Annotated in this window: 19 protein-coding genes and 1 pseudogene; 14 read left to right on the top strand and 6 right to left on the bottom strand. The window is 69.2% G+C overall.

All coding sequences use genetic code 11. The annotated features are described in order from the left end of the window. Positions 1–118: 118 nt before the first annotated feature. The 9 genes and pseudogenes from ACZZZB_RS08930 to ACZZZB_RS08890 all read left to right on the top strand — a co-directional run. The gene (locus tag ACZZZB_RS08930; protein ID WP_192019625.1) at positions 119–1,165 is read left to right on the top strand and encodes an NAD(P)-dependent alcohol dehydrogenase; all 1,047 of its coding nucleotides are present in this window, start codon (positions 119–121) and stop codon (positions 1,163–1,165) included. Between the two features lie 191 nt (positions 1,166–1,356). Further along, the gene (gene glnT / locus ACZZZB_RS08925; RefSeq protein ID WP_064295821.1) at positions 1,357–2,718 is read left to right on the top strand and encodes a type III glutamate--ammonia ligase; all 1,362 of its coding nucleotides are present in this window, start codon (positions 1,357–1,359) and stop codon (positions 2,716–2,718) included. A 5-nt stretch (positions 2,719–2,723) separates the two neighbouring features. Beyond that, positions 2,724–3,722 (top strand): alpha/beta fold hydrolase, encoded by a 999-nt coding sequence (locus tag ACZZZB_RS08920; RefSeq protein WP_463529486.1) that lies wholly within the window; start codon positions 2,724–2,726, stop codon positions 3,720–3,722. A gap of 58 nt (positions 3,723–3,780) precedes the next feature. Further along, complete coding sequence (locus tag ACZZZB_RS08915) at positions 3,781–4,518, top strand: TetR/AcrR family transcriptional regulator (protein ID WP_463529485.1); 738 nt, start codon at positions 3,781–3,783, stop codon at positions 4,516–4,518. A gap of 168 nt (positions 4,519–4,686) precedes the next feature. Beyond that, entirely contained in the window at positions 4,687–6,006 is a 1,320-nt protein-coding gene (locus tag ACZZZB_RS08910; protein ID WP_463529484.1) for an ammonium transporter, read from the top strand. Positions 6,007–6,151: 145 nt separating this feature from the next. Continuing rightward, positions 6,152–6,832 (top strand): DedA family protein, encoded by a 681-nt coding sequence (locus ACZZZB_RS08905; RefSeq protein WP_191940116.1) that lies wholly within the window; start codon positions 6,152–6,154, stop codon positions 6,830–6,832. A 5-nt stretch (positions 6,833–6,837) separates the two neighbouring features. Beyond that, on the top strand, positions 6,838–8,073 hold the full coding sequence (locus tag ACZZZB_RS08900) for a sensor histidine kinase (protein ID WP_228501443.1): 1,236 nt from the start codon (positions 6,838–6,840) through the stop codon (positions 8,071–8,073). After that, on the top strand, positions 8,070–8,738 hold the full coding sequence (locus ACZZZB_RS08895) for a response regulator (protein ID WP_137242701.1): 669 nt from the start codon (positions 8,070–8,072) through the stop codon (positions 8,736–8,738). Before ACZZZB_RS08900 ends, ACZZZB_RS08895 begins: the two co-directional genes overlap by 4 nt. A 118-nt stretch (positions 8,739–8,856) precedes the next feature. Beyond that, positions 8,857–9,966 (top strand): annotated as a pseudogene (locus ACZZZB_RS08890) (acyltransferase family protein); the annotation flags it as partial. 165 nt (positions 9,967–10,131) lie between these two features. On the opposite strand, the gene ACZZZB_RS08885 reads toward ACZZZB_RS08890, so the two are convergent. After that, positions 10,132–10,707, bottom strand: a complete 576-nt coding sequence (locus tag ACZZZB_RS08885) for a TetR/AcrR family transcriptional regulator (protein WP_137243165.1) — start codon at positions 10,705–10,707, stop codon at positions 10,132–10,134. Positions 10,708–10,753: 46 nt separating this feature from the next. Here ACZZZB_RS08885 and ACZZZB_RS08880 point away from each other — a divergent pair, with 46 nt between their 5' ends. Beyond that, positions 10,754–11,800, top strand: a complete 1,047-nt coding sequence (locus ACZZZB_RS08880; RefSeq protein ID WP_463529483.1) for an NAD(P)-dependent alcohol dehydrogenase — start codon at positions 10,754–10,756, stop codon at positions 11,798–11,800. 3 nt (positions 11,801–11,803) lie between these two features. Here ACZZZB_RS08880 and ACZZZB_RS08875 read toward each other — a convergent pair whose 3' ends face one another. The 3 genes from ACZZZB_RS08875 to ACZZZB_RS08865 form a co-directional block, all read right to left on the bottom strand. Next, positions 11,804–13,705: an FAD-binding monooxygenase gene (locus ACZZZB_RS08875; RefSeq protein WP_463529482.1), complete on the bottom strand. Its 1,902-nt coding sequence runs from the start codon at positions 13,703–13,705 to the stop codon at positions 11,804–11,806. A 133-nt stretch (positions 13,706–13,838) separates the two neighbouring features. Further along, positions 13,839–14,372, bottom strand: a complete 534-nt coding sequence (locus ACZZZB_RS08870) for a hypothetical protein (RefSeq protein WP_463529481.1) — start codon at positions 14,370–14,372, stop codon at positions 13,839–13,841. Positions 14,373–14,406: 34 nt separating this feature from the next. After that, positions 14,407–15,306: a pentapeptide repeat-containing protein gene (locus tag ACZZZB_RS08865; protein ID WP_463529480.1), complete on the bottom strand. Its 900-nt coding sequence runs from the start codon at positions 15,304–15,306 to the stop codon at positions 14,407–14,409. Positions 15,307–15,541: 235 nt separating this feature from the next. On the opposite strand from ACZZZB_RS08865, the gene ACZZZB_RS08860 reads away from it, so the two are divergent. Next, on the top strand, positions 15,542–15,898 hold the full coding sequence (locus ACZZZB_RS08860; protein WP_463529479.1) for an XRE family transcriptional regulator: 357 nt from the start codon (positions 15,542–15,544) through the stop codon (positions 15,896–15,898). 130 nt (positions 15,899–16,028) lie between these two features. Here ACZZZB_RS08860 and ACZZZB_RS08855 read toward each other — a convergent pair whose 3' ends face one another. Next, on the bottom strand, positions 16,029–16,598 hold the full coding sequence (locus ACZZZB_RS08855) for a hypothetical protein (protein ID WP_463529478.1): 570 nt from the start codon (positions 16,596–16,598) through the stop codon (positions 16,029–16,031). A 105-nt stretch (positions 16,599–16,703) separates the two neighbouring features. Between ACZZZB_RS08855 and ACZZZB_RS08850 the strand changes: the two genes are divergently transcribed. Further along, positions 16,704–17,120 (top strand): hypothetical protein, encoded by a 417-nt coding sequence (locus ACZZZB_RS08850; protein WP_079704590.1) that lies wholly within the window; start codon positions 16,704–16,706, stop codon positions 17,118–17,120. A gap of 21 nt (positions 17,121–17,141) precedes the next feature. Here ACZZZB_RS08850 and ACZZZB_RS08845 read toward each other — a convergent pair whose 3' ends face one another. After that, positions 17,142–17,987, bottom strand: a complete 846-nt coding sequence (locus tag ACZZZB_RS08845; protein ID WP_463530552.1) for a helix-turn-helix transcriptional regulator — start codon at positions 17,985–17,987, stop codon at positions 17,142–17,144. 100 nt (positions 17,988–18,087) lie between these two features. Between ACZZZB_RS08845 and ACZZZB_RS08840 the strand changes: the two genes are divergently transcribed. Further along, positions 18,088–18,843, top strand: a complete 756-nt coding sequence (locus ACZZZB_RS08840; RefSeq protein WP_463529477.1) for an SDR family oxidoreductase — start codon at positions 18,088–18,090, stop codon at positions 18,841–18,843. A 189-nt stretch (positions 18,844–19,032) separates the two neighbouring features. Then, positions 19,033–20,001 (top strand): alpha/beta hydrolase, encoded by a 969-nt coding sequence (locus ACZZZB_RS08835; RefSeq protein WP_192004184.1) that lies wholly within the window; start codon positions 19,033–19,035, stop codon positions 19,999–20,001. Positions 20,002–20,059: the final 58 nt, after the last annotated feature.

The raw sequence follows: 20,059 nt of genomic DNA, 5'->3' as shown, positions 1-20,059 counted from the left end.
AACGGGGTGCCGGCCGCCGGATCGAGGCGCATACTGGAACGGTCAGACTTATCTGACACACGTCGCTTAGTGAGCGACTGCGGCGTGCGGTTCCGACGCTCGAGGAGGATGTCTCACCATGAAGGCACTGCGGTACACGAAGATCGGCTCGGCCCCCGAGGTCGTCGAGATCGAGAAGCCGACACCGGGGCCGGGTGAGATCCTCCTGAAGGTCACCGCCGCCGGTGTCTGCCACTCCGACGACTACGTCATGAGCCTCCCCGAGGAGGACTACCTCGCGCAGCAGTACCCGCTGCCGCTCACGCTCGGACACGAGGGCGCCGGCGTCATCGAGTCGTTCGGTGAGGGTGTCGAGACGGGTCTGCAGATCGGTGACGCGGTCGCCGTCTACGGACCGTGGGGCTGTGGTCACTGCCTGAACTGCTCGCAGGGCAAGGAGAACTACTGCACGAACGCCGTCGCCGAGGGGATCCGTCCTCCCGGACTCGGCAGCCAGGGCTCGATGGCCGAGTACATGATCGTCGACGACGTGCGTCACCTGGTGCCGATCGGCGACCTCGACCCCGTGAAGAACGTGTCGCTCACCGATGCCGGCCTCACGCCGTACCACGCGATCAAGCGCAGCCTGCCGAAGCTCGGAGCCGGCACCTTCGCCGTCGTCATCGGATCCGGTGGCCTCGGTCACGTCGGCATCCAGATGCTCAAGGCGCTCTCCGGCGCGACGGTCATCGTCCTCGACGTGAGCGACGAGAAGCTCGAGCTGGCGAAGCACGTCGGCGCCGACGTCACGCTCATCAGCGACGAGTCGGCCGCGGGCAAGATCCGCGAGCTGACCGGTGGCGTCGGGGTCGACGCGGTGTTCGACTTCGTCGGCGCCAACCCGACGATCGCCACGGCCACCGCGGTCGCCGCCATGGAGGCCGACGTGACGATCGTGGGCATCGGCGGCGGATCGGCGACCATCGGCTTCGGGTCGATCGCCTACGACGCCGCCGTCCGGGTGCCGTACTGGGGTTCGCGGAGCGAGCTCATCGAGGTCTTCGAGCTCGCGAAGGCGGGCAAGGTCGACGTCGAGGTGCAGCCGTACTCGCTCGACGACGCCCCGAAGGCCTACGAGGACCTGCATGCGGGCACGATCCGCGGTCGCGCGGTCATCGTCCCGTAGCCACGACTCGCGGAACCGGCGTCCGTCGCACTCGCGGCGGGCGCCGGTTCTGTGTTCCAGTGCACCTCAGTGCAGGGTTCACACCCCGGAAACATTTTCGACACTGCATCGAAACTCCACCCACGCATACTTTCAATACAGTATCGAAATGAGTCGCGGCGAGGGCAGCGACGCAACCGGAGGAGCATCCCATGACCGTCGTCGAGACCGTTACCACCGTGGAGTCCGTCCGCGCCCGACTGCAGGAGGCCGGCGTCAAGTACGCCATGGCGAGCTTCGTGGACATGCACGGCAGCATCAAGACCAAGTTCGTCCCGCTGTCGCACCTCGAGCGAATGGCCGGGGGATCGGAGCTCTTCACCGGGGCTGCGCTCGACGGCCTCCCGCAGGCGATCAGCGACGAGGAGCTCTCCGCGCGCCCCGACCTCGACAGCGCCGTGCAGTTGCCGTGGCGGAAGGACGTCGCCTTCTTCGCGAGCGACCTCTACACGAAGGGCGAGCCGTTCGAGGCGGCGTCGCGTAACATCCTCAAGCGCCAGCTCGACGCGGCGGCCGAGATGGGCTTCACTTTCAACCTCGGGATCGAGACCGAGTTCTTCGTCCTGAAGGACACCCCGGAGGGCGTGACCGAGGTCAGCGACCGCGACGACCTCGCGAAGCCCTGCTACACGGCGACCGCCGCGCTCGACAACCTCGATTGGCTCACCGAGCTGGTCGAGGCGATGACCGAGATGGGCTGGGGCGTGTACTCGTTCGACCACGAGGACGCCCCGGGGCAGTTCGAGATCGACTTCAACTACTCCGACGCGCTCACCATGGCCGACCGCGCCGTGTTCTTCCGGCTGATGGCCAACGAGATCGTCCGCAAGCACGGCTACTTCGCGACCTTCATGCCGAAGCCGTTCGCCGACCGGAGCGGGTCGGGTGCGCACTTCAACATGTCGCTCGCCGACATCGAGACCGGCGAGAACCTCTTCGAGACCGATGACGACCCGCGTGGTTGCGGCATCTCGGAGCTCGGCTACAAGTTCATCGCCGGTGTCCTCAAGCACGCGCCGGCACTCTCGGCGGTCATCGCGCCGACGGTCAACAGCTACAAGCGGCTCGTGCGTCAGGGCAGCATGTCGGGTTCCACCTGGGCGCCGGTCTTCGTGAGCTACGGCAACAACAACCGGACGAACATGCTCCGCGTGCCGCTCCAGGGCGGGCGCGTGGAGTGCCGGGCGGCCGACATCAGCTGCAACCCGTACCTCGGGGCGGCGCTCATCCTCGCCGCAGGCCTCGAGGGCATCCGTGAGGACCTCGACCCGGGAGCGCCGCACACCGAGAACATGTACGACTACACCGAGGCGCAGGTCGCGCAGCTCGGCATCGGCATGCTGCCGCGCAGCCTCGGCGAGGCGGTCGACGAGTTCGCCACCGACTCGCTGTCGCGTGCCGTGTTCGGCGAGGCGATGTACGACGCGTTCATCGACTACAAGCGCCAGGAGTGGAACGAGTACCAGGCGCACGTGTCGGACTGGGAGACCGCTCGCTACCTGAAGTTCTTCTGATCCCGATGCACCAGGTCCTCGACCTCGGGAGGTTCGCACTGGAGTCCGGCGCGGACCTCCCGGAGGCGCGGCTCGCGTACACGACGCAGGGCGCGCTGAACGCCGACGGCGACAACGCCGTCCTGCTCCCGAGCTACTACACCGGGACGCACGCGAGCTACGAGCCGTGGATCGGGTCGGGCCGGGCGCTCGACCCGGCCCGCTGGTTCATCGTCTCGGTGAACCTGTTCGGCAACGGCGTCTCGACGTCGCCGTCGAACGCGGCTGAGGAGGTGCGCGGTGCCGCGTTCCCCGAGGTCTCGATCGGCGACGACGTCCGTGCGCAACGGCAGCTCGCCGAGCACCTCGGTGTTCGTCGCTGGCGGCTGATCGCCGGCTGGTCGATGGGCGCGCTGCAGGCGTACGAGTGGGCGGTGCGGTACCCGGAGTTCGTCGACGCGTTCCTCCCCGTCGCCGGTGCCGCGCGGTGTTCCCCCCACAACGCCGTCTTCCTGGCGGGTGTCGAGGCGGCGCTCCGGGCAGATCCGGCCTTCGATGGCGGCCGCTACACGACACCGCCGCGGGCCGGACTCCGCGCATTCGGGACGGTGTATGCGGGGTGGGCCTACTCGCAGGCGTTCTTCCGCGACGGGACCTACCGAGAGCTCGGGTACGCCGACGTCGCCGACCTCCTCGAGGGCTGGGCGGCCGACCACGAGCGGTGGGACGCGAACGACCTGCTCGCGATGCTGCGCACCTGGCAGCGGGCGGATCCCGGGCGAGGGGTCGAGGGCGGGTTGGCCGCGGCGCTCGGCGGAGTGCGCGCGCGGAGCCTCGTCATGCCGTCGTCGACCGACCTCTACTTCACCGTCGAGGACAACGTCCTGGAGTCGGCGATGATGCCTCGGAGCGAGGTGCGGGTGATCGAGTCCGACCTCGGCCATGTGGCGGGGCGGCCTGGCGTGCGTGCCGCCGAGACGGCCGTGATCGAGGCGGCCATGCGGGAGCTGCTGGGCGAGAGGTGAGCTGCTGTGCCCGCCCGTAGGATTGGCGGAGGTGTCCGCGAGCAGGGAGTGGTGATCGATGGCCGGCCGCACAGGAGCATCGCCCGGTCGTCCTCGCGCGAGCGGCATCGCCGCCGAGGATCCTCGTGAGGAGATCATCCAGGTCGCGACCAGGCTGTTCGCCGAGCGCGGGTACGAGCGCACGAGCATGACGATGCTCGCCGAGGCGTGCGGGATGAAGCAGTCCTCGCTCTACTACTGGTTCGCCAACAAGCGTGAGGTGCTGCGGGCGACCGCCGCCTCGAACCGCCAGTCGGTCGGCGCCGCGGAGGCCCTCGGCCCGATCGAGGCTGAGGTTCCCGCGAAGCTCTACCGCGTCCTCTACGAGGACGGCGTCGCGATCTGCGAGGCGCCCTTCGACTACAACGAGATCGAGCGGCTCGCGGCGGAGCATCCCGACGACCTCGCGTCGTTCTGGGACGACTACCGCACGCTGTTCTCGTTCATCGCCGGACTCATCCGCGACGGCGTCGAGCAGGGGACCCTCGTGCTCGGCGGCAGCGAGACGCCGGAGTGGGCGGCAGCGGCCGCACTCCACGCCAACGAGGGCATGCAGAAGGCCTACCGCTATGGCTCCGGCGACATCGCCGCGCAGTACCCGCCGGTCGAGGCCGCCGAGGGTGCGAGCGAGACGGACCGCATCAGGGCCTTCGCGCGGCGCACCGCCTCCGCCACCCTCCACAGCCTGTTGGTCGACCGCGCTGCACTCGCAGACGTCGAGCGGGCTGCCCTCGCGCTCGACCTCGCGGCCGGCTGATCCCCCGACGGTACGCCGCGGCCCTCTGGAGGGTGTCCGCTCCGCTGATCCCGTAACGAACACGAAACGGATTCGATACTGCATTGAAACCGGTCGTCACGACAATTGGATGACCTATTGAAAATGCGGTCGTCCGCTTCGGATCCCGCGCGAACCCTGGAGGTCCGGATGGATACGGCTGCAATCGCGGGCAACACGGCATGGCTCCTGACGGCGGTGGTGGCCGTGGCGCTGATGCTGCCCGGTCTGGCGATGTTCTACGGCGGGATGGTCAGTCGTCGCGTCACCATGAACATGATGATGATGATCTTCGCGTCGTTCTGCCTCGTCGGGATCCTCTGGGTCGCGTTCGGCTACTCGATGGTCTTCGGCGACAGCCTCGGCGGCCTCGGGCTCATCGGCGACCCCACCGAGTACCCGGGCCTCGGTCAGTTGCTCGTCGCGCCTGAGGGGAGCGCCCTTCCGCCGCTGGCGCTCGCCGCACTCCACCTGATGTTCGCCGGTCTCACGATCGGGATCGTCGCCGGTGCTGCCGCCGGTCGGATGAAGTTCAGCGCATGGATGGTCTTCGCCGGTGTCTGGTCGACGCTCGTCTACTTCCCGGTCGCGCACTGGGTCTTCGCCTTCGACTCCGCTGACGGCAGCGTGCAGGGCGGGTGGCTCGCCAACACGATCGGCTCGATCGACTACGCCGGCAGCACCGCGATCCACGTCAACTCCGGGGTCGCCGCACTCGCCCTCGCCATTGTCCTGGGCAAGCGGAACGGCTTCCCGTCGCAGCCCAAGGCGCACAGCCTCCCGCTCACGCTCCTCGGCGCCGGCCTGCTCTTCGTCGGCTGGATCGGCTTCGACGGCAGCGCCCTCGGTGCCGCCGACAACAACGCCGCCGTCGCCGTCTTCAACACCGTCGCCGCGACCTGCGCGGGCGTCATCGTCTGGCTCGTCGTCGAGAAGCTGCGCGACGGTCACCCCACCACCCTCGGTGCCTGCTCGGGCGCGATCGCCGCACTCGTCGCCATCACCCCGTCCTGCGGTGCGGTCACCCCGCTCGGCTCGCTCGCGATCGGTGCCGCAGCAGCAGTCGTCTGCTACTTCGCGGTGAGCCTCAAGGTCCGCCTCGGGTTCGACGACGCCCTCGACGTCACCGCCCTGCACTTCGTCGGCGGCGTGGTCGGTGGCCTCCTCATCGGTGTCCTCGCGGTGCCGCTCGCGCCGAGCGGTGGAGAGGGGCTCCTCGCTGGTGGCGGCTTCCTGCTCCTGGGCAAGCAGGCGCTCGCGATCGTCGCCGTCTTCGTCTACACCTTCTCCATCACCTGGGTGCTCGCGAAGGTGCTCGACAAGACGATGGGCATCCGAGTCTCGGCCGAGACGGAGGCACAGGGTCTCGACGTCGTCCTCCACGCCGAGAACGCCTACGAGGTCAGCACGCACGAAGCGCTCGCCCCGCGTGGGCACGCCGAACCGAAGGTCCCGGCCGTCGTCGACTAGGACCGGCACCGGCGAGGACCGGCACCGGCGAGGACCGGCACCGGCGAGGACCGGCACCGGCGGCGTCGCAGAACACCACCGGGGTAGGGGGTCCGCGATACCCCAGGGTGATGCTGCGGCGCCGTCCGCTTCGTAGCGTCGGAGCATGGACGTCATCAACGAGCTCATCCTCAACGCAGTGACCTCACCGTGGCTCTACGTGGTGATGTTCGCGACCGCCGTCATCGACGGGTTCTTCCCGCCGATCCCGAGCGAGACGGTGCTCGTCGCCGCGGCAGCCGTCGCGGTCTCGACCGGCGGATCGAACCTCCTGCTCCTCTGCGCCGTCGCGGCCGTGGGTGCGGCGATCGGCGACAACATCGCCTACCTCATCGGCCGCGGGGTCGGCACGACGCGCTTCGCGTGGATGCGGCGTCCCCGGATCGCGGCGGCTTTCGATCGGGCAGGGCGGACGCTCGGGCATCGAGGCGCCCCGCTGATCCTCGGGGCGCGGTACATCCCGGTCGGCCGCGTCGTGGTCAACATGTCCGCCGGTGCCCTCCGATACCCGTGGCGACGGTTCCTGCCGCTCAGTGTCATCGGGGGCGCGACCTGGGCCGCCTACAGCGCGATCATCGGCGTGGTCGCCGGCAAGCTCTTCGAGGACCAGCCGTTCCTCAGCTCCGTGCTCGGTGTGGGCGTCGCGCTCGTCCTCGGCCTGGTCGTCGACCGGGTCGCAGCCATCCGTCGTCGTCGCCGTGAGCGGTCCGATGCGGCCGGCGACGGGACGCCGGCGGAGTCAGACACCGAGGAGCACCCGCCGGCCCTGGCGCTGATGGGACAATGACCCTCATGGATCGGACGGCGCGCGGCACCTCCCGCCGCACCGTCGGACTCTTCGTCCTCGCGGGCGTCGGCGTCGTCCTGCTGAGCGTCCTCGTTCCGATCCAGAGCCTCCTCTACGGCACCGTGCTCCCGGCGTCGTTCCTCCTCGGAGCCGCGGTCTGTGGCGCGCCACTCCTGTCCGTCGTGCTCCCACGCGTCGCGGTCGTGCTGTTCTCCGCGGCGGCCTTCGTGCTCCCGCTGGTCGCCTCGCCCGACCACGATCCGGTGTGGCCGTGGCCATGGTCGGTGCCCGCGCTCATCGCCTTCGCCGTGTTCGTCGGTGTCGTCACCTTCCTCCACGACTGGCTGTTGGGACTCATCCCGTTGCTCGTCGGCATCGCGGGCTCGCTCGTCGCGGCGCTCCTCGTCCCGTCCGCCGCCGACGCGACAGCCATGGCCGCGGACCTCATCGTCGCGTCATCCGTCGCGGGGGTGGCATATCTCGTGGCGCTGCTCGTCTCGGGACGCGTCCGGGTGGGCGAGGAACTGACCCGGGAGCGTGAGATCTCCGCCGCCGAGCAGTCCCGGCGCGTGCTCGTCGAGGAGCGTACCCGGATCGCCCGCGAGCTCCACGACGTGGTCGCGCACAGCATGTCCGTGATCCAGGTGCAGGCCTCGACGGCGAAGTACCGCGTGCCCGGCCTAGCCGAGGACGCCGCGGCGGAGTTCGACGACATCGCCGCCACCGCGCGCGGCTCGCTCGTCGAGATGCGGCGTCTGCTCGGCGTCCTGCGCACCGAGGACCAGGTCGCAGAACTCGCTCCGCAACAGGGCTTGGACGACCTCCCGGCGCTCGCCGACGGCCTGCGTCGCGTCGGCGCCGACATCACCCTCTCGATGGACCGTGGCGACGAGGGTGTCCCCGTCCCGCCGACCGTGCAGATCGCGGCGTTCCGCATCGTGCAGGAGGCGATGAGCAATGCGGTCCGGCACGCACCGGGCGCGCCCATCGTCGTCGACGTCCGAGTCGATGCGACCGCGGTGCAGCTGCGCATCCACAACGGTCCTGCGCAGAGCGCGGGGGAGCACGGCGCTGGTCACGGCCTCCGCGGCATGCTCGAACGCGCCGCCCTTCTCGACGGCACCCTCGACGCCGGCCCCGACGGTGTCGGCGGTTGGCTCGTGACGGCCGTGCTGCCCACCGGCGAGCCGACCTCGACGCCCTCTCGCCCCCGATCCAGCTCGACGAAGGACCGCCAATGACGATCGACGTCCTCATCGCCGACGACCAGGCCATGGTCCGAGCGGGGTTCGCCGCGCTCCTCGACGCCCACGACGGGATCCGGGTGACGGGGCAAGCCGCGAACGGAGCCGAAGCGGTCACGCTGTCGGCGCGGCTCGACCCCGACGTCATCCTCATGGACGTCCGCATGCCCGAGCTCGACGGCATCGAGGCGGCGAAGCGCATCCTCGGCCCGGGCTACCCGGCGGCGAAGGTCCCCCGCATCATCATGCTCACCACCTTCGACATCGACGACTACGTCTACGACGCCCTGCAGGCCGGGGCGAGCGGCTTCCTGCTCAAGGACGCGCTGCCCGAAGACCTCGTGCACGCCGTGCGGGTGGTGGCGGCCGGTGACGCACTGCTGGCCCCCAGCGTCACCCGGCGGATGATCGCCCAGTTCGCCGCGCAGAAGCCCCGCGCCTCGCATGGCGCCGCGCGACTGGCGGAGCTCACCGAGCGCGAGCGCGAGGTGCTCGTCCTCATCGGCCATGGGCGGTCGAACAGCGAGATCGCCGCGACCCTGTTCATCGCGGAGCAGACCGTGAAGACCCATGTCGGCAAGGTCCTCGCCAAGGTCGGCGCGCGCGACCGCGTGCAGGCCGTCATCTTCGCTTACGACACCGGACTCGTCGCACCGTGCTGACGCGGACTCCGCGCGTCGGCGCCTCACCCCTGGGTACGGGGCGCGACGACACCGCCGGGTGATGTGCCCTCGGGTGCCGCGTTCGTAACCTCCTCGGACATCACCGAGGAGGACCGTCATGGCCATCACCCACGCAGCACCGATCGACGCCAGAATCGATCGCACCAGACCGGTCCGCACCGGGCTCGATCGCACCCGGGGTGACCGTGACCGCGGCATCGACCTCGTGCGTGCCTGCTGCATCGTCGGTGTCGTCGTCCTGCACGCGATGATGGTCGGCGTGACGGTGACCTCCGCCGGTCCCGTGTTCGAGAACGCGAGTGACGGCAGCGCCTGGATCGCCCCGCTCAGCTGGATCCTGCAGGTCATGCCGCTCTTCTTCGTCATCGGCGGGTTCGCCGGCCTGCTCGCGTACCGACGCCACCGGTCGCACGGTGCGCCGGCCTCGGCGTTCGTCGCCGCGCGGCTCCATCGCCTGTTGCTCCCTGCGATCGTCACCATCGGTTATGTGGGAGCCGCCCTCGCGATACTGACCGTGGCCGGTGTCCCCGCCGACCTCGTCGCCATGGCCGGCTTCCGGTTCGGCCAGCCACTCTGGTTCCTCGGCGTCTTCCTGCTCTGCCAGGCACTGCTGCCTGCGCTCGCCGCCGCCCACGAGCGCGCACCGCTCCGGTCGATCGCGTCACTCGCCATCGCCGCCGTGCTGGTCGACGTCCTGCGTGCTGCCACTGGTGTCGACGCCCTCGGATTCATCAACCTCGTCCTCGTCTGGACCGCGCTCCAGCAACTCGGGTTCTTCCTGGCGGACGGCTCGATCGGCGCGCTCAGCCGGCGTGTCCGGGCGCTCGCCGGTGTCGGGGCGGTCGTCGTCCTCGTGCTCACCTGGTGGGCCGGCGTGTACTCGAGCGACCTCATCGCGAACATCAACCCGCCCACCGCGGCGCTGCTCCTCGTCGGGGTCGCCCACACGGCACTGCTGTCGCTCGTCCGCGAGCGACTCACTCGGCTGAGCGCGCGTCGCCGGGTCGCGTTCGTGACCGACTTCGTCACCCGTCGCGCCATGACGATCTACCTCTGGCACATGCCGGTACTCCTCGCCATGGCCGGTGCGTCGGCAGTGTTCGCGCTTCTGACCGGCATCGCCCTCCCCGCGCCGGACAGCCTCGGGTGGTGGTTCGGACGGCCCCTCTGGCTGGCGGTGGCACTGACACTGACCGCACTGGTCGCGACGGTGTTCGCCCGTGTCGAGGCGGTTCCGCCTCCGGTCGCGATCGGTGCACGACGGCGCCTCGCGATCGCCGTCCTACTGGGGCTGGGCGCGATCGTGGCGCTCCTCGTGATCGGTACGACGGTGCTCAGCGCGGCGCTCGCCGTGGTGCTGATCCTCGCCGCGCTATTCCTGAGTGCAGAGGCCGGCGCGGATCGTCGCAGCCAGCGCCGAGCGCCGACGGTCGTGGACCTCGGGTGCGTCGGCGGACGTGGCGACCACGGTCATGGACGCCTGCGCCCACGTCGCCGCGGTCGAGATGAGCAGCGCCCAGACGTCGGCCGGGTCGAGGTCGGGACGGATCGATCCCGCTCGCTGCTCCGCCTCGATGTCCCGGAGGTGGCGGCGGTCGTGGTCCTCGAGGCCGCTGTAGAGGTACCCGGTGCTCTCGCGTTCGAGCCGCTTCCACATGACGAGGCGGGCGAGCGCCGGATCGGCGAGGTAGTCGTCGTACAGCCGGGCCGCGTACTCGGGGAGCTCGGCCGCCGTGAACGGCACGCGATCGCCGTTGGCGATGACGTGCGCGTCGAAGACGGCGTCGAACAGCTGGTCCTTGGCGCCGTAATAGGCGTAGATCATCGGCTTGCTCATGCCTGAGCGCTGGGCGATCCTGTCCACCCGTGCGCCGGCGATGCCGTGGGTGGCGAACTCCTCGGTCGCGGCGTCGAGGATGCGCTGACGAGTCTGTTCTGCGGTGTTCATCGATCGAGTGTATCGATACTACCAACTAGTAGGTAGTATCGGTCGTATGCGCACAACCGCCCTCATGTCCACGGCCGCCCCTCGGTCGCTCCAGCAGACCGTCATCGAACGCCGCGAGCTCCGACCGGACGACGTCGATGTCCGCGTCACGCACTGCGGCGTCTGTCACAGCGACCTGCACGCGCTCGCCTCCGTGGGCCCGGGTGCGGGGCTCGTGCCCGGTCACGAGTTCGTCGGCGAAGTCATCGCCGTCGGCTCGGACGTGACGTCCTTCGTGCCCGGCGACGCCGTCGCCGTCGGCAACATCGTCGACTCGTGCGGAACCTGCACGATGTGTCTGCGCGATCAGGAGAACTTCTGCGTCGAGTTCCCGACGCTCACGTACGCCGGCCGCGACCGCGTCGACGGCAGCACGACGCTCGGCGGGTACTCCGGGCGCTACGTCGTGCGCGACAGCTTCGTCTACCACCGCCCGATCTCCCTCGACCCGGCCGGTGTCGCACCCCTGATGTGTGCGGGCATCACCGTCTGGGAGCCACTCCGCACCAACGGCGTGGGGGAGGGGACGCGACTCGGCGTCGTCGGCCTCGGGGGTCTCGGTCACCTCGCCGTCCGCCTCGGTCGCGCGCTTGGCGCCGAGGTCACCGTCTTCACCACGTCTGAGGGCAAGGCGACCGATGCGCTGCGGCTCGGGGCGTCCCGAGTGGTGGTCTCGACCGATGCCGACGCCATGGCTGCGGCAGCCGGCAGCCTCGACCTCGTCATCGACACCGTCTCGGTGGAGCACGATCTCGTGCCGTATCTCCGCGTCCTCGACCTCGACGGGACGCTCTGCTCGCTCGGCTACCTCGGCCCGATCGACATCCAGGCCATGGACCTGCTCCTCGGCCGGAAGCGTCTGACGTCGGCCGGGAGCGGTGGTCGCCGGTGGACGCAGGACCTCCTCGACTTCTGCAGCACCCACGGCGTGACAGCGGACGTCGAGGTGGTCCCGGCAGCCGACGTGGACGTCGCGCTCGATCGGCTGGCCCGCAACGACGTCCGGTACCGCTTCGTGCTGGACCTCGCCGACATCGACGCCGAGCTCGCCTGACGATCAGGCGTTCGCGGTCGTCGTCTGCCGTCCCATCACGCCGTCGAAGAACGCCGCGAGCTCTGCGGTGGCCGTGAGCGGGAGCACGTGGGCGACGTACTGGTCCGGACGCACGACGACGACGGCACCCGCTCGGTCGACGCCGCGGTCGGCGAAGATGTCGACGTCGGGATGGCGGGCGTAGACCTTCTCGTAGTCGATGAGGCCGAACGGGCCGACGCGCGGCAGGAACACCGGCGGGACGGCGCCGAGGTCGATGTCGGTGTGGCGCTGTTGGTAGACGATCTTCACGTCGAACCAGTCGTCGGCCAGCACGCCGTCGGGGACCAGGTGGAGGGGCGACTCCGGTGCGTCCTGCAGCCAGGCAGCCAGCTCCGTCGATCGGTCCGACGACGGCGAGGCGTCATCCGCGAAGACGTAGATCCGCCAGCGCCCGTCGGCCGTGGCGTGGTGTCCGAGATGGATGTGGTTGGCATCCGCGACGCGCGAGGTGAGTGCGGACTTGAACCGCTTGCCGATCGGGAAGCCGCTCGCGAGGTGCTGGTGGGTCGCCTCGCCGACGATTTCCGACGGGGTGTACTCGGTCATGAAGCCCGCCGGGAACTCCGCCGTCCGTACGTAGAAGTCGGCGAGCTCGGAGGGATCGTCGAACTCCTCCGGCCGCTTGGCCATGAGGCTCGACCACTCGCGGTCGAAGTCGATGAGCTCCCGGGCGACGACCTGACGCTCGGCCGAATACGTCGCCAGCAGGCTCTCGGGGCTCCGGCCCTCGAGCACGTGGCCGAGCTTCCACGCCAGGTTGAAGCCGTCCTGCATCGACACGTTCATCCCCTGCCCGGCCTTCGCGCTGTGGGTGTGACAGGCGTCACCGGTGATGAAGACGCGCGGCGTGCGCGAGCCGAGTTCGTCGATCGGGACGTCGTCGAAGCGGTCCGTCAGGCGATGGCCGACCTCGTAGACGCTGTGCCAGGCGACATGCTTCACGTCGAGCCGGTAGGGGCTCAGGATGGTGTTCGCGTGGTCGATGATCTGCTCGATCGAGGTCGACCGCACGGCCTCGCTGCCGCCCGACGGCACCTCGCCGAGATCGACGTACATCCGGAAGAGGTGTCCGCCCTCGCGAGGGATGAGCAGGATGCTGCCGCCGGAACCCGACTGGATGGCGCACTTCGTGCGGATGTCGGGGAAGTCGGTGACGGCGAGGGCGTCCATGACGCCCCACGCGTGGTTCGCCTGGTCGCCGGCCAAGGTGCAGCCGATCGCCTGGCGGACGGCACTCCGGGCACCATCGGCTCCGATGACGTACTTCGCGCGGACGGTCCTGGTCTCGCCGGCGGACTCGTCGCTCGTGTCCAGCAGCGTGACCGCGACCGGGTACTCCGCGTCGTCGTCGATCTCGAGTCCCTGGAACGCCCACCCGTAGTCGGGTCGCATCCGGGTCGGGGCGTTCGCCATGTACTCGGCGAAGTAGTCGAGCACTCGGGCCTGGTTCACGATGAGGTGCGGGTACTCGCTGACGCCGGTGGTGTCGTCGAGTGGCCGGGCGCCGCGGACGATCTGACCTGGGTCCTCGGCGTCGGGCTGCCAGAACGCCATCTCGGTGATGCGATACGCCTCGGCGGTGATGCGCTCGGCGAAGCCGAAGGCGTCGAAGGTCTCGACACTGCGGGCTTGGATGCCGTCCGCCTGACCGATCGCGAGGCGTCCCGGTCGACGCTCGACGATGCGCGTGGTGATGGACGGGAAGCGGGACAACTGGGCGGCCGCGATCATGCCGGCCGGTCCGCTGCCGACGATGAGGACGTCCATCTCGTCCGGGAGATCGTCGGGTCGGTCGACCCCGACGCCCGCTGCGGGCAGGACCCGCGGATCACCGGAGACATAGCCGTGGTGGTGGAACTGCATCGATTCCTCACTTCATCGTCAAGAATTCGATAATGGAACACGCTGTTCGCTTATCGCACGGCAGACATTACCCTGCACCGGCGCACGCTGGAAGACCGTTCGCCGGTGCAGGTGCAGCTCGAGTCGCGGGAGATCAGCCCTTCGTCGCCCAGGTGCCGAGGTCCTTGACCTCGACGGCCGTGGGCAGAGCGTCCTTGTCGCCGAGGAAGGCCTGGCAGGCGACCAGCGGGGCGTCGGGGGACACTCCGGCCGTCGCGTTGCCGTCCGGGGTGCAGTCGAACTGACCCAGGACCTTGATGGGCTGGTAGCTGCCCGTGCCGCTGAGCTTCCATTCGTCCGTCGTCGGCACGGGGAGCGCGGAACGGTCGGCGTCCTTGATGTCGCCGTCCGTCAGCGTGACCGAGTAGGTGACGAAGTACGGGGTCTTCCCCTCGTCCGACGGCGTCGACTGCACGCCCATCTCGGCGAGGTCGCTGAGCTTCCCCTCCCGGACGTCGTCGATGGCGAACGACATCTCGACGCCCGTCCCGACCTCGACGGTCACGCCCATGCCGAGCGCCAGAGCGTCGTCGGGTGCCTGCTGCGGGCTCGAGCACCCGGTGAGGGCGATCCCGGCGGTCGCTGCGACGAGGGCGGTCAGGGCGAGGGTGCGGTGCAAGCGGATCATGTCATCGACGGTATCGGGGACGGCCGCCCGAGGCCTACGGGGACAACTCCCCATCTGTCGGGGAGGAGGTGTGACTCGCCGTCGTCCAGTGCCCCGGCCGGTCGAGGGTGGCCGGCAGGAGCGTCGCCTCGTCACCTCGTGCCGCGTCGAGCTGCATCTGGGTGAGGAACAGGGCGTCCGAGAGGTCGGCTCCGTCGAGTCGTGCACCGCGGAGATCCGCGCCGAGCAGGTCGACGCCCGCCAGGTCCGCTCCACGGAGGTCTGCGCCGATGAGGATAGCCCCGCGCAGGTCTGCTCCGCACAGTCGACGAGCGCGCAGGTCGCGGCCGGCGAGGTCCGCCGAGGGGTGGAGGTCGTCGCCCGGCTCGGTGTCGGCGCCGGCAAGGTACCCGCCCCGCGCCTCCTCGCTGACGTCGATCAGCACACTTCGGATGTCAGCGCGGAGGGACTCGACGTCGCAGGCGAGGATCCCGGAGGTGCCACCGTCGAGCGTCCGCTGGATCCCGGTACGGAGCCGGCTGACGTGCACCACCAGGTCTGACGCGGCCGTCCGCTCGGCGGCTTCGACGAGGTACCAGCGCATCTCCTGCAGCTGGCGCACCACGGAGAACGTGGCGAACATCTCGGCGCTCGTGTCGGGGCGTTCCCGCCAGCTCGTCCCGCTGAAGAGCTCCTGCGAGACGAGCTGGCCCGCGCCGAAGCAGTCGAAGACGGTGCATCCGCTGAACCCTCGTGGGCGCAGGGATTCGTGGATGGTGCAGGAGAAGTCGTCCGCCAGATTGAGGCAAGGCGTGCCTGCTGGTTTGTCGATCGGGAAGTCGGTCGATCGTTGGAACCCGAAGGCGGTGCAGCAGAGCGCGAAGCAGTCAGCGCAGTTCGCGCGAAGCGCCGAGCGGTCGTCGGAGGGGGTGGAGGAAGCGTCGATGGACGTCATGTGTGGGTGTTCTTTCCGGAGTGGTTTCGAGTGGGAGCCGGGGTGCAGGGGAACTCCGCAGGGAGCTCCCTTTCCGGGCGCACGAAATCACCGCCCCTCGTGGGAGGAGCGAACGGGTGTCGCTGGAGGGGCTCTGGGTCACAGAGGGAGAGAACGGTTCACTGCCCTCAGGGTATCGGAGGGTGCCGAATCGGCATGCTCGATCGGATTGCAAGCAGAACCCAAGGGTTCTAAGGTGAACAGCGATTTCGTGAATGGCAGAAGGGTGATGACGATGAGTGAGAAGCCAGTGAGTTGGGGGAGCGCGCGCGCGAAGTTGGGCCGAGATCCGGAGCGCGTCGCCGCCGCTCGTCATGCCGCTAAGGCAGAAGTGCTCGCTTATCAACTGGTCACGCTGCGGAAGGAAGCTGATCTGACGCAGACGGAGCTCAGTAAGACGATGGGCGTATCGCAGCGACGTGTGTCGGCCATCGAACACGGGCAGCTCGAGTCGTTCGAACTCGACACCATCAGGAAGTACGTCGCCGCGTTGGGTGGTCAGGTCCGGGTTGTCGCCGACTTCGGGGATCGCAGCGTCACCCTTGCGAGTTGACCTTCTCGCAGGCCTGTGATCGCATCGAGCAGATGAGTGTGCGTCCACTGGTCCTCTCGGGTGGCCCTCAGGCAAGTCCAGCACACCTCGCCTGGCCGTTCGACCGCGTGGATGGCTGAGACCCAGGGGGTCAGCGGACCGAAGGGGTGAAGGCTGAGCTCGAGCGTGACATCGGAATCGCGCCGGGGAACGGCTCGCGTTTCGGCTCCCAGCCCGGGTTGGCCGCCCGCAGCTCGGCGATCTTCTTCGTCTGCCCGTCCCAGATCCTCGTGAGGACGTTGCCGGTGCGTCGGCTCAGCATCGTGGTGATCAGGTTGAGTGGCGAGATCGGGACGGGCATCTCGACGTCGAGCAGGATGCAGAGCCGACCCGAGTACAGGAAACCCGGATCGTGGTTCACGAACCACCCGCCGCCGCCGATCCGCAGGTAGGTCTCGCCGATGTATCGCGTGGCGCCATCGGTGAAATCGGTGTCCTGCTCCTGCGCGAAGACATGGCGGTCCGGCCAACGGTCGATGATGAGCTGCTCGAGGGAGACGAGCGAGTCCCGCGTGTAGTCGGTGACGACCTCGCGCGGTGTGAGGAAGTCCTCGAATCGCGCGAGGCGTGGTTGCATCATCTCCAGCCACTCGATCAGCAGCTTGTCCTGCTCTGGTGTGTGTGACTGCTCGCCGGTCTCGGTGCGTCCGTCGTCGCTCATCCCTCGAACGTACGCGGTGCGCGACGGGCAGGGAATGGGGACATCTCCCCTCGGTGTGGTTGGCTGGGCCACATCTGATCGAATTCGTGACCCTAGGAGGTAGCCGTGCGTGTCTTCGGTGTCTTTGCCCTCGTACTCGCCGCTCTCGGCCTCGTGGTCGCCTCGCTGGTCGTGATCGGCAATCCGGATCTGGCCGCACCCGGTCCGCAACTCCTGCCGTACCAGGCGTACGACTCCTGGCGCTTCACCCTCGGCCTCCTGCTGTGGGGTGCGGGTGTCTGGCTCGCGGTCGGCATCCTCGCGGTGTCGCGTCAGCCGGGGCTCGCATGGCTCGTGCTGCTCGCGTTCATCCCGCTACTCGTGGTCGACCTGATCGGCGGCGGGCTGATGCCGAGCTTCGTCCTGGCGCTCCTCGCGGTCGTCGTCCTCGGCCTGGTCGTCCCGGTGATCGTCGGGGTCGTCGGCGTCGCGATCGGCGGGGCTGTCCGGCGTCGGAAGCTGCGGACAGCACCGACGGCCTGAACCGTTCGGCCGGCGCTTCCGCTACCGCGCACCCTCGAAGGTCTGCGTCCCGAGCACGGCGAGGAGCTTGAGCTTGCTTGCGGCCTCGGTGTGCGGCGCGGCCGTGAGGACGAGGAGTGCCTGCGACTGGTCCTCGGTGAACAGGGCCTGGCAGTCCAGCTCGATGGGGCCGATCTCGGGGTGGATGAGCACCTTGTGGTCCTCGAAGCGCCGCCCGACCTCGTGCGTCGCCCACAGCCGCCGGAACTCCTCACTGTGCCCGGTGAGCGCCTCGACGATCTCGCCGGCCGGCGACTGCGCCCCCAACGAGCCGTAGGCCGCACGCAGCGACGCGACCTGCGCGCGACTCTGCCGGTCCCGGTCCTCGGCGGGGTATCGCTCGCGTTCCTCGGGGTGCAGGAACCAGCGGTAGATCGCGCTGCGCTCCAGGCCCCGGTACCGGTTCGCATCGCCGAACAGCGCCCGGGCCGGGTCGTTCTGGACGAGCGTCTCGCCGAGCGCCGACAGGATGAGCGCGGGTGCGTCGGTGAGCCGGTCGAGGACGCGCAGAAGCGCCGGCGCGACGTAGTCGGTCGCTGCGAGGCGGGTCGGTGCGTTGTGTCCGGCGATCCGATACAGGTAGTCGCGTTCCTCGGCACTCAATCGGAGCGCCCGCGCGAGTGAACCCAGCATCTGCGTGCTCGGCTGCGGACCCCGCTGCTGCTCGAGCCGCGCGTAGTAGTCGGTCGACATCGCTGCGAGCTGTGCGACCTCCTCGCGTCGGAGCCCGGCCGTCCGTCGCCGAGGTCCGCTGCTCAGACCGACGTCCGCGGGCTGCAACGCCGATCGGTGTCGGAGGAGGAAGTCGGCGAGCGCTGGGCGATTCATCACGCCAGTATCCGCCTCCGCGGCCACGCGATCCAGGGATCGCGGATCCATGGATCGCTGCACCCTGGTGCGGCCGTCGTCACCGACGGAGACTCGATGCATGCAGATCACCGGAAACACCGTCTTCATCCCTGGCGCGACGAGCGGCATCGGCCTCGCTCTCGCACGACGCCTCCACGCAGCCGGCAACACCGTCATCATCGGCGGGCGACGCACCGAACTCCTCGAGTCGATCGCCGCCGACGAGCCCGGCCTCCACACCGTGCGGATCGACACAGCAGATCCTGCGAGCATCGAAGCCGCGGCGAAGCAGGTCATCGCGGAGCACCCGGAGATGAACGTGCTCATCACGATGGCCGGCGTCATGCGCGGCGAGGACTGGACCGGTTCCGACTTCGTCGCGACCGCCGAGGAGATCATCACGACGAACGTCCTCGGGCCCATCCGGCTCATCGGCGCGTTCAGCGAGCAGCTCCGCAGCCGACCGGACGCCACGATCATGACCGTCTCCTCGGGCCTCGCTTTCACCCCGCTGCGGGTGACGCCGACCTACAACGCGAGCAAGGCGGCCATCCACATGCTGAGCGAGTCGATCCGCCTCCAGCTGGCGGACACGGGCGTCCGTGTCGTCGAGCTCGTCCCGCCGGCCGTCCGCACTTCGCTCATGCCCGGCCAGGAGGAGAGCGACTTCGCGATGCCACTCGACGCGTTCGCCGACGAGGTCATGGGCCTCATCGAGTCGCAGCCCGACGCCACGGAGATCCAGGTCGAGAACGTCAAGTTCCTGCGCTACGCCGAGGTCCGCGGCGAGTACGACCAGACGGTCGCGATGCTCAACCGCCTCGACCCGCACTAGGCGCGTTCGTTCGCCCGGATCTGCACGAAATCAGGCTGAGATCGTGCAGAATCGGGCGACTCAGCGCGTGCGGAGCCCGCCAGATGGCGGTGCGATGCCGGGAAGACGGGCACGTTCGGCGGGTGAGTCGGGCAGTCGCGAGCAGCAGACTGGGGACACCGTCATCCGCTGTGGACATTGGAGTTCATCATGACCGCGACCGCGAACCACCCGCCCTTCGATCCCGAGCTCGCCGCGGTCCTCGCCGCCGTCGGCGATCTGATGCCCTCGACCCTCACCGCCGACATGATCCCGATGCTGCGCCAGGCGTCGCCGGTCTCGCTCCCCGTGGACGAGATGCTCGCCGAAGCCGGGGTCGAGCGCCGCGATCTGACCATCGCCGGGTACGAGGGTGCCGAGATCTCCGTCTCCGTGCTCGCGCGAGCCGGCAAGGTCGGCACCGGCCCCGGAGTGTTCCACACTCACGGCGGCGGGATGGTCATGGGCGACCGCTTCGTGGGGCTCGGCCAGTTCCTGCCGTGGATCGTCGAACTCGACGCCACGGTCGTCACCGTCGAGTACCGACTCGCACCGGAGTTCCCCGACCCGTACCCGGTGGAGGACTGCTACGCCGCACTCGTCTGGACGGCGGAGCACGCGCAGGAACTCGGCATCGATCCGGCTCGGTTCATCATCGCCGGAGCGAGCGCCGGTGGAGGGCTCGCCGCTGGTGTCGCGCTCCTGGCCCGCGATCGGAGCGGTCCGGAGCTCGCCGGCCAGGTCCTCATCTACCCGATGCTCGACGATCGCGACGCCACCGTCTCGACCACGCAGATCGACGGGGTCGGCGTCTGGGACCGGGGCAGCAACATCACCGGCTGGACCGCACTGCTCGGCGACCGTGTCGGAGGCGACGACGTCTCCATCTATGCCGCCCCGGCACGCGCAATCGATCTGACCGGCCTGCCACCCGCCTTCATCGACTGCGGCAGTGCAGAGGTCTTCCGTGACGAGGACGTCGCCTACGCGACGTCGCTCTGGCAGGCCGGCGTCCAGGCCGAGCTCCACGTGTGGCCGGGTGGGTTCCACGGATTCGACATGCTCGCGCCGCACGCCGAACTCGCCCGGGCCATGACCGCCGCCCGGAACGCCTGGGTCGCTCGCCTGCTCGCGCCCTGAGGTCATCGCCTGTGACGACCCGGTTCCCTATGCTGGGTCGTCACAGGCACATCGGAGT

This window comes from Plantibacter sp. AC185 (genome assembly GCF_979258065.1).
This window is presented reverse-complemented; position numbering and strand designations above follow the sequence as displayed.

What these genes read in the sequence shown, in the direction of transcription:
- ACZZZB_RS08910 (WP_463529484.1), top strand. Translation starts at nt 4,687, where the DNA reads ATGGATACGGCTGCAATCGCGGGCAACACGGCATGGCTCCTGACGGCG.
- ACZZZB_RS08845 (WP_463530552.1), bottom strand. Translation starts at nt 17,987, where the DNA reads ATGAATCGCCCAGCGCTCGCCGACTTCCTCCTCCGACACCGATCGGCG.
- ACZZZB_RS08835 (WP_192004184.1), top strand. Translation starts at nt 19,033, where the DNA reads ATGACCGCGACCGCGAACCACCCGCCCTTCGATCCCGAGCTCGCCGCG.
- ACZZZB_RS08920 (WP_463529486.1), top strand. Translation starts at nt 2,724, where the DNA reads ATGCACCAGGTCCTCGACCTCGGGAGGTTCGCACTGGAGTCCGGCGCG.
- ACZZZB_RS08905 (WP_191940116.1), top strand. Translation starts at nt 6,152, where the DNA reads ATGGACGTCATCAACGAGCTCATCCTCAACGCAGTGACCTCACCGTGG.
- ACZZZB_RS08885 (WP_137243165.1), bottom strand. Translation starts at nt 10,707, where the DNA reads ATGAACACCGCAGAACAGACTCGTCAGCGCATCCTCGACGCCGCGACC.
- ACZZZB_RS08930 (WP_192019625.1), top strand. Translation starts at nt 119, where the DNA reads ATGAAGGCACTGCGGTACACGAAGATCGGCTCGGCCCCCGAGGTCGTC.
- ACZZZB_RS08840 (WP_463529477.1), top strand. Translation starts at nt 18,088, where the DNA reads ATGCAGATCACCGGAAACACCGTCTTCATCCCTGGCGCGACGAGCGGC.
- ACZZZB_RS08900 (WP_228501443.1), top strand. Translation starts at nt 6,838, where the DNA reads ATGGATCGGACGGCGCGCGGCACCTCCCGCCGCACCGTCGGACTCTTC.
- glnT (WP_064295821.1), top strand. Translation starts at nt 1,357, where the DNA reads ATGACCGTCGTCGAGACCGTTACCACCGTGGAGTCCGTCCGCGCCCGA.
- ACZZZB_RS08880 (WP_463529483.1), top strand. Translation starts at nt 10,754, where the DNA reads ATGCGCACAACCGCCCTCATGTCCACGGCCGCCCCTCGGTCGCTCCAG.
- ACZZZB_RS08870 (WP_463529481.1), bottom strand. Translation starts at nt 14,372, where the DNA reads ATGATCCGCTTGCACCGCACCCTCGCCCTGACCGCCCTCGTCGCAGCG.
- ACZZZB_RS08895 (WP_137242701.1), top strand. Translation starts at nt 8,070, where the DNA reads ATGACGATCGACGTCCTCATCGCCGACGACCAGGCCATGGTCCGAGCG.
- ACZZZB_RS08865 (WP_463529480.1), bottom strand. Translation starts at nt 15,306, where the DNA reads ATGACGTCCATCGACGCTTCCTCCACCCCCTCCGACGACCGCTCGGCG.
- ACZZZB_RS08875 (WP_463529482.1), bottom strand. Translation starts at nt 13,705, where the DNA reads ATGCAGTTCCACCACCACGGCTATGTCTCCGGTGATCCGCGGGTCCTG.
- ACZZZB_RS08915 (WP_463529485.1), top strand. Translation starts at nt 3,781, where the DNA reads ATGGCCGGCCGCACAGGAGCATCGCCCGGTCGTCCTCGCGCGAGCGGC.
- ACZZZB_RS08855 (WP_463529478.1), bottom strand. Translation starts at nt 16,598, where the DNA reads ATGAGCGACGACGGACGCACCGAGACCGGCGAGCAGTCACACACACCA.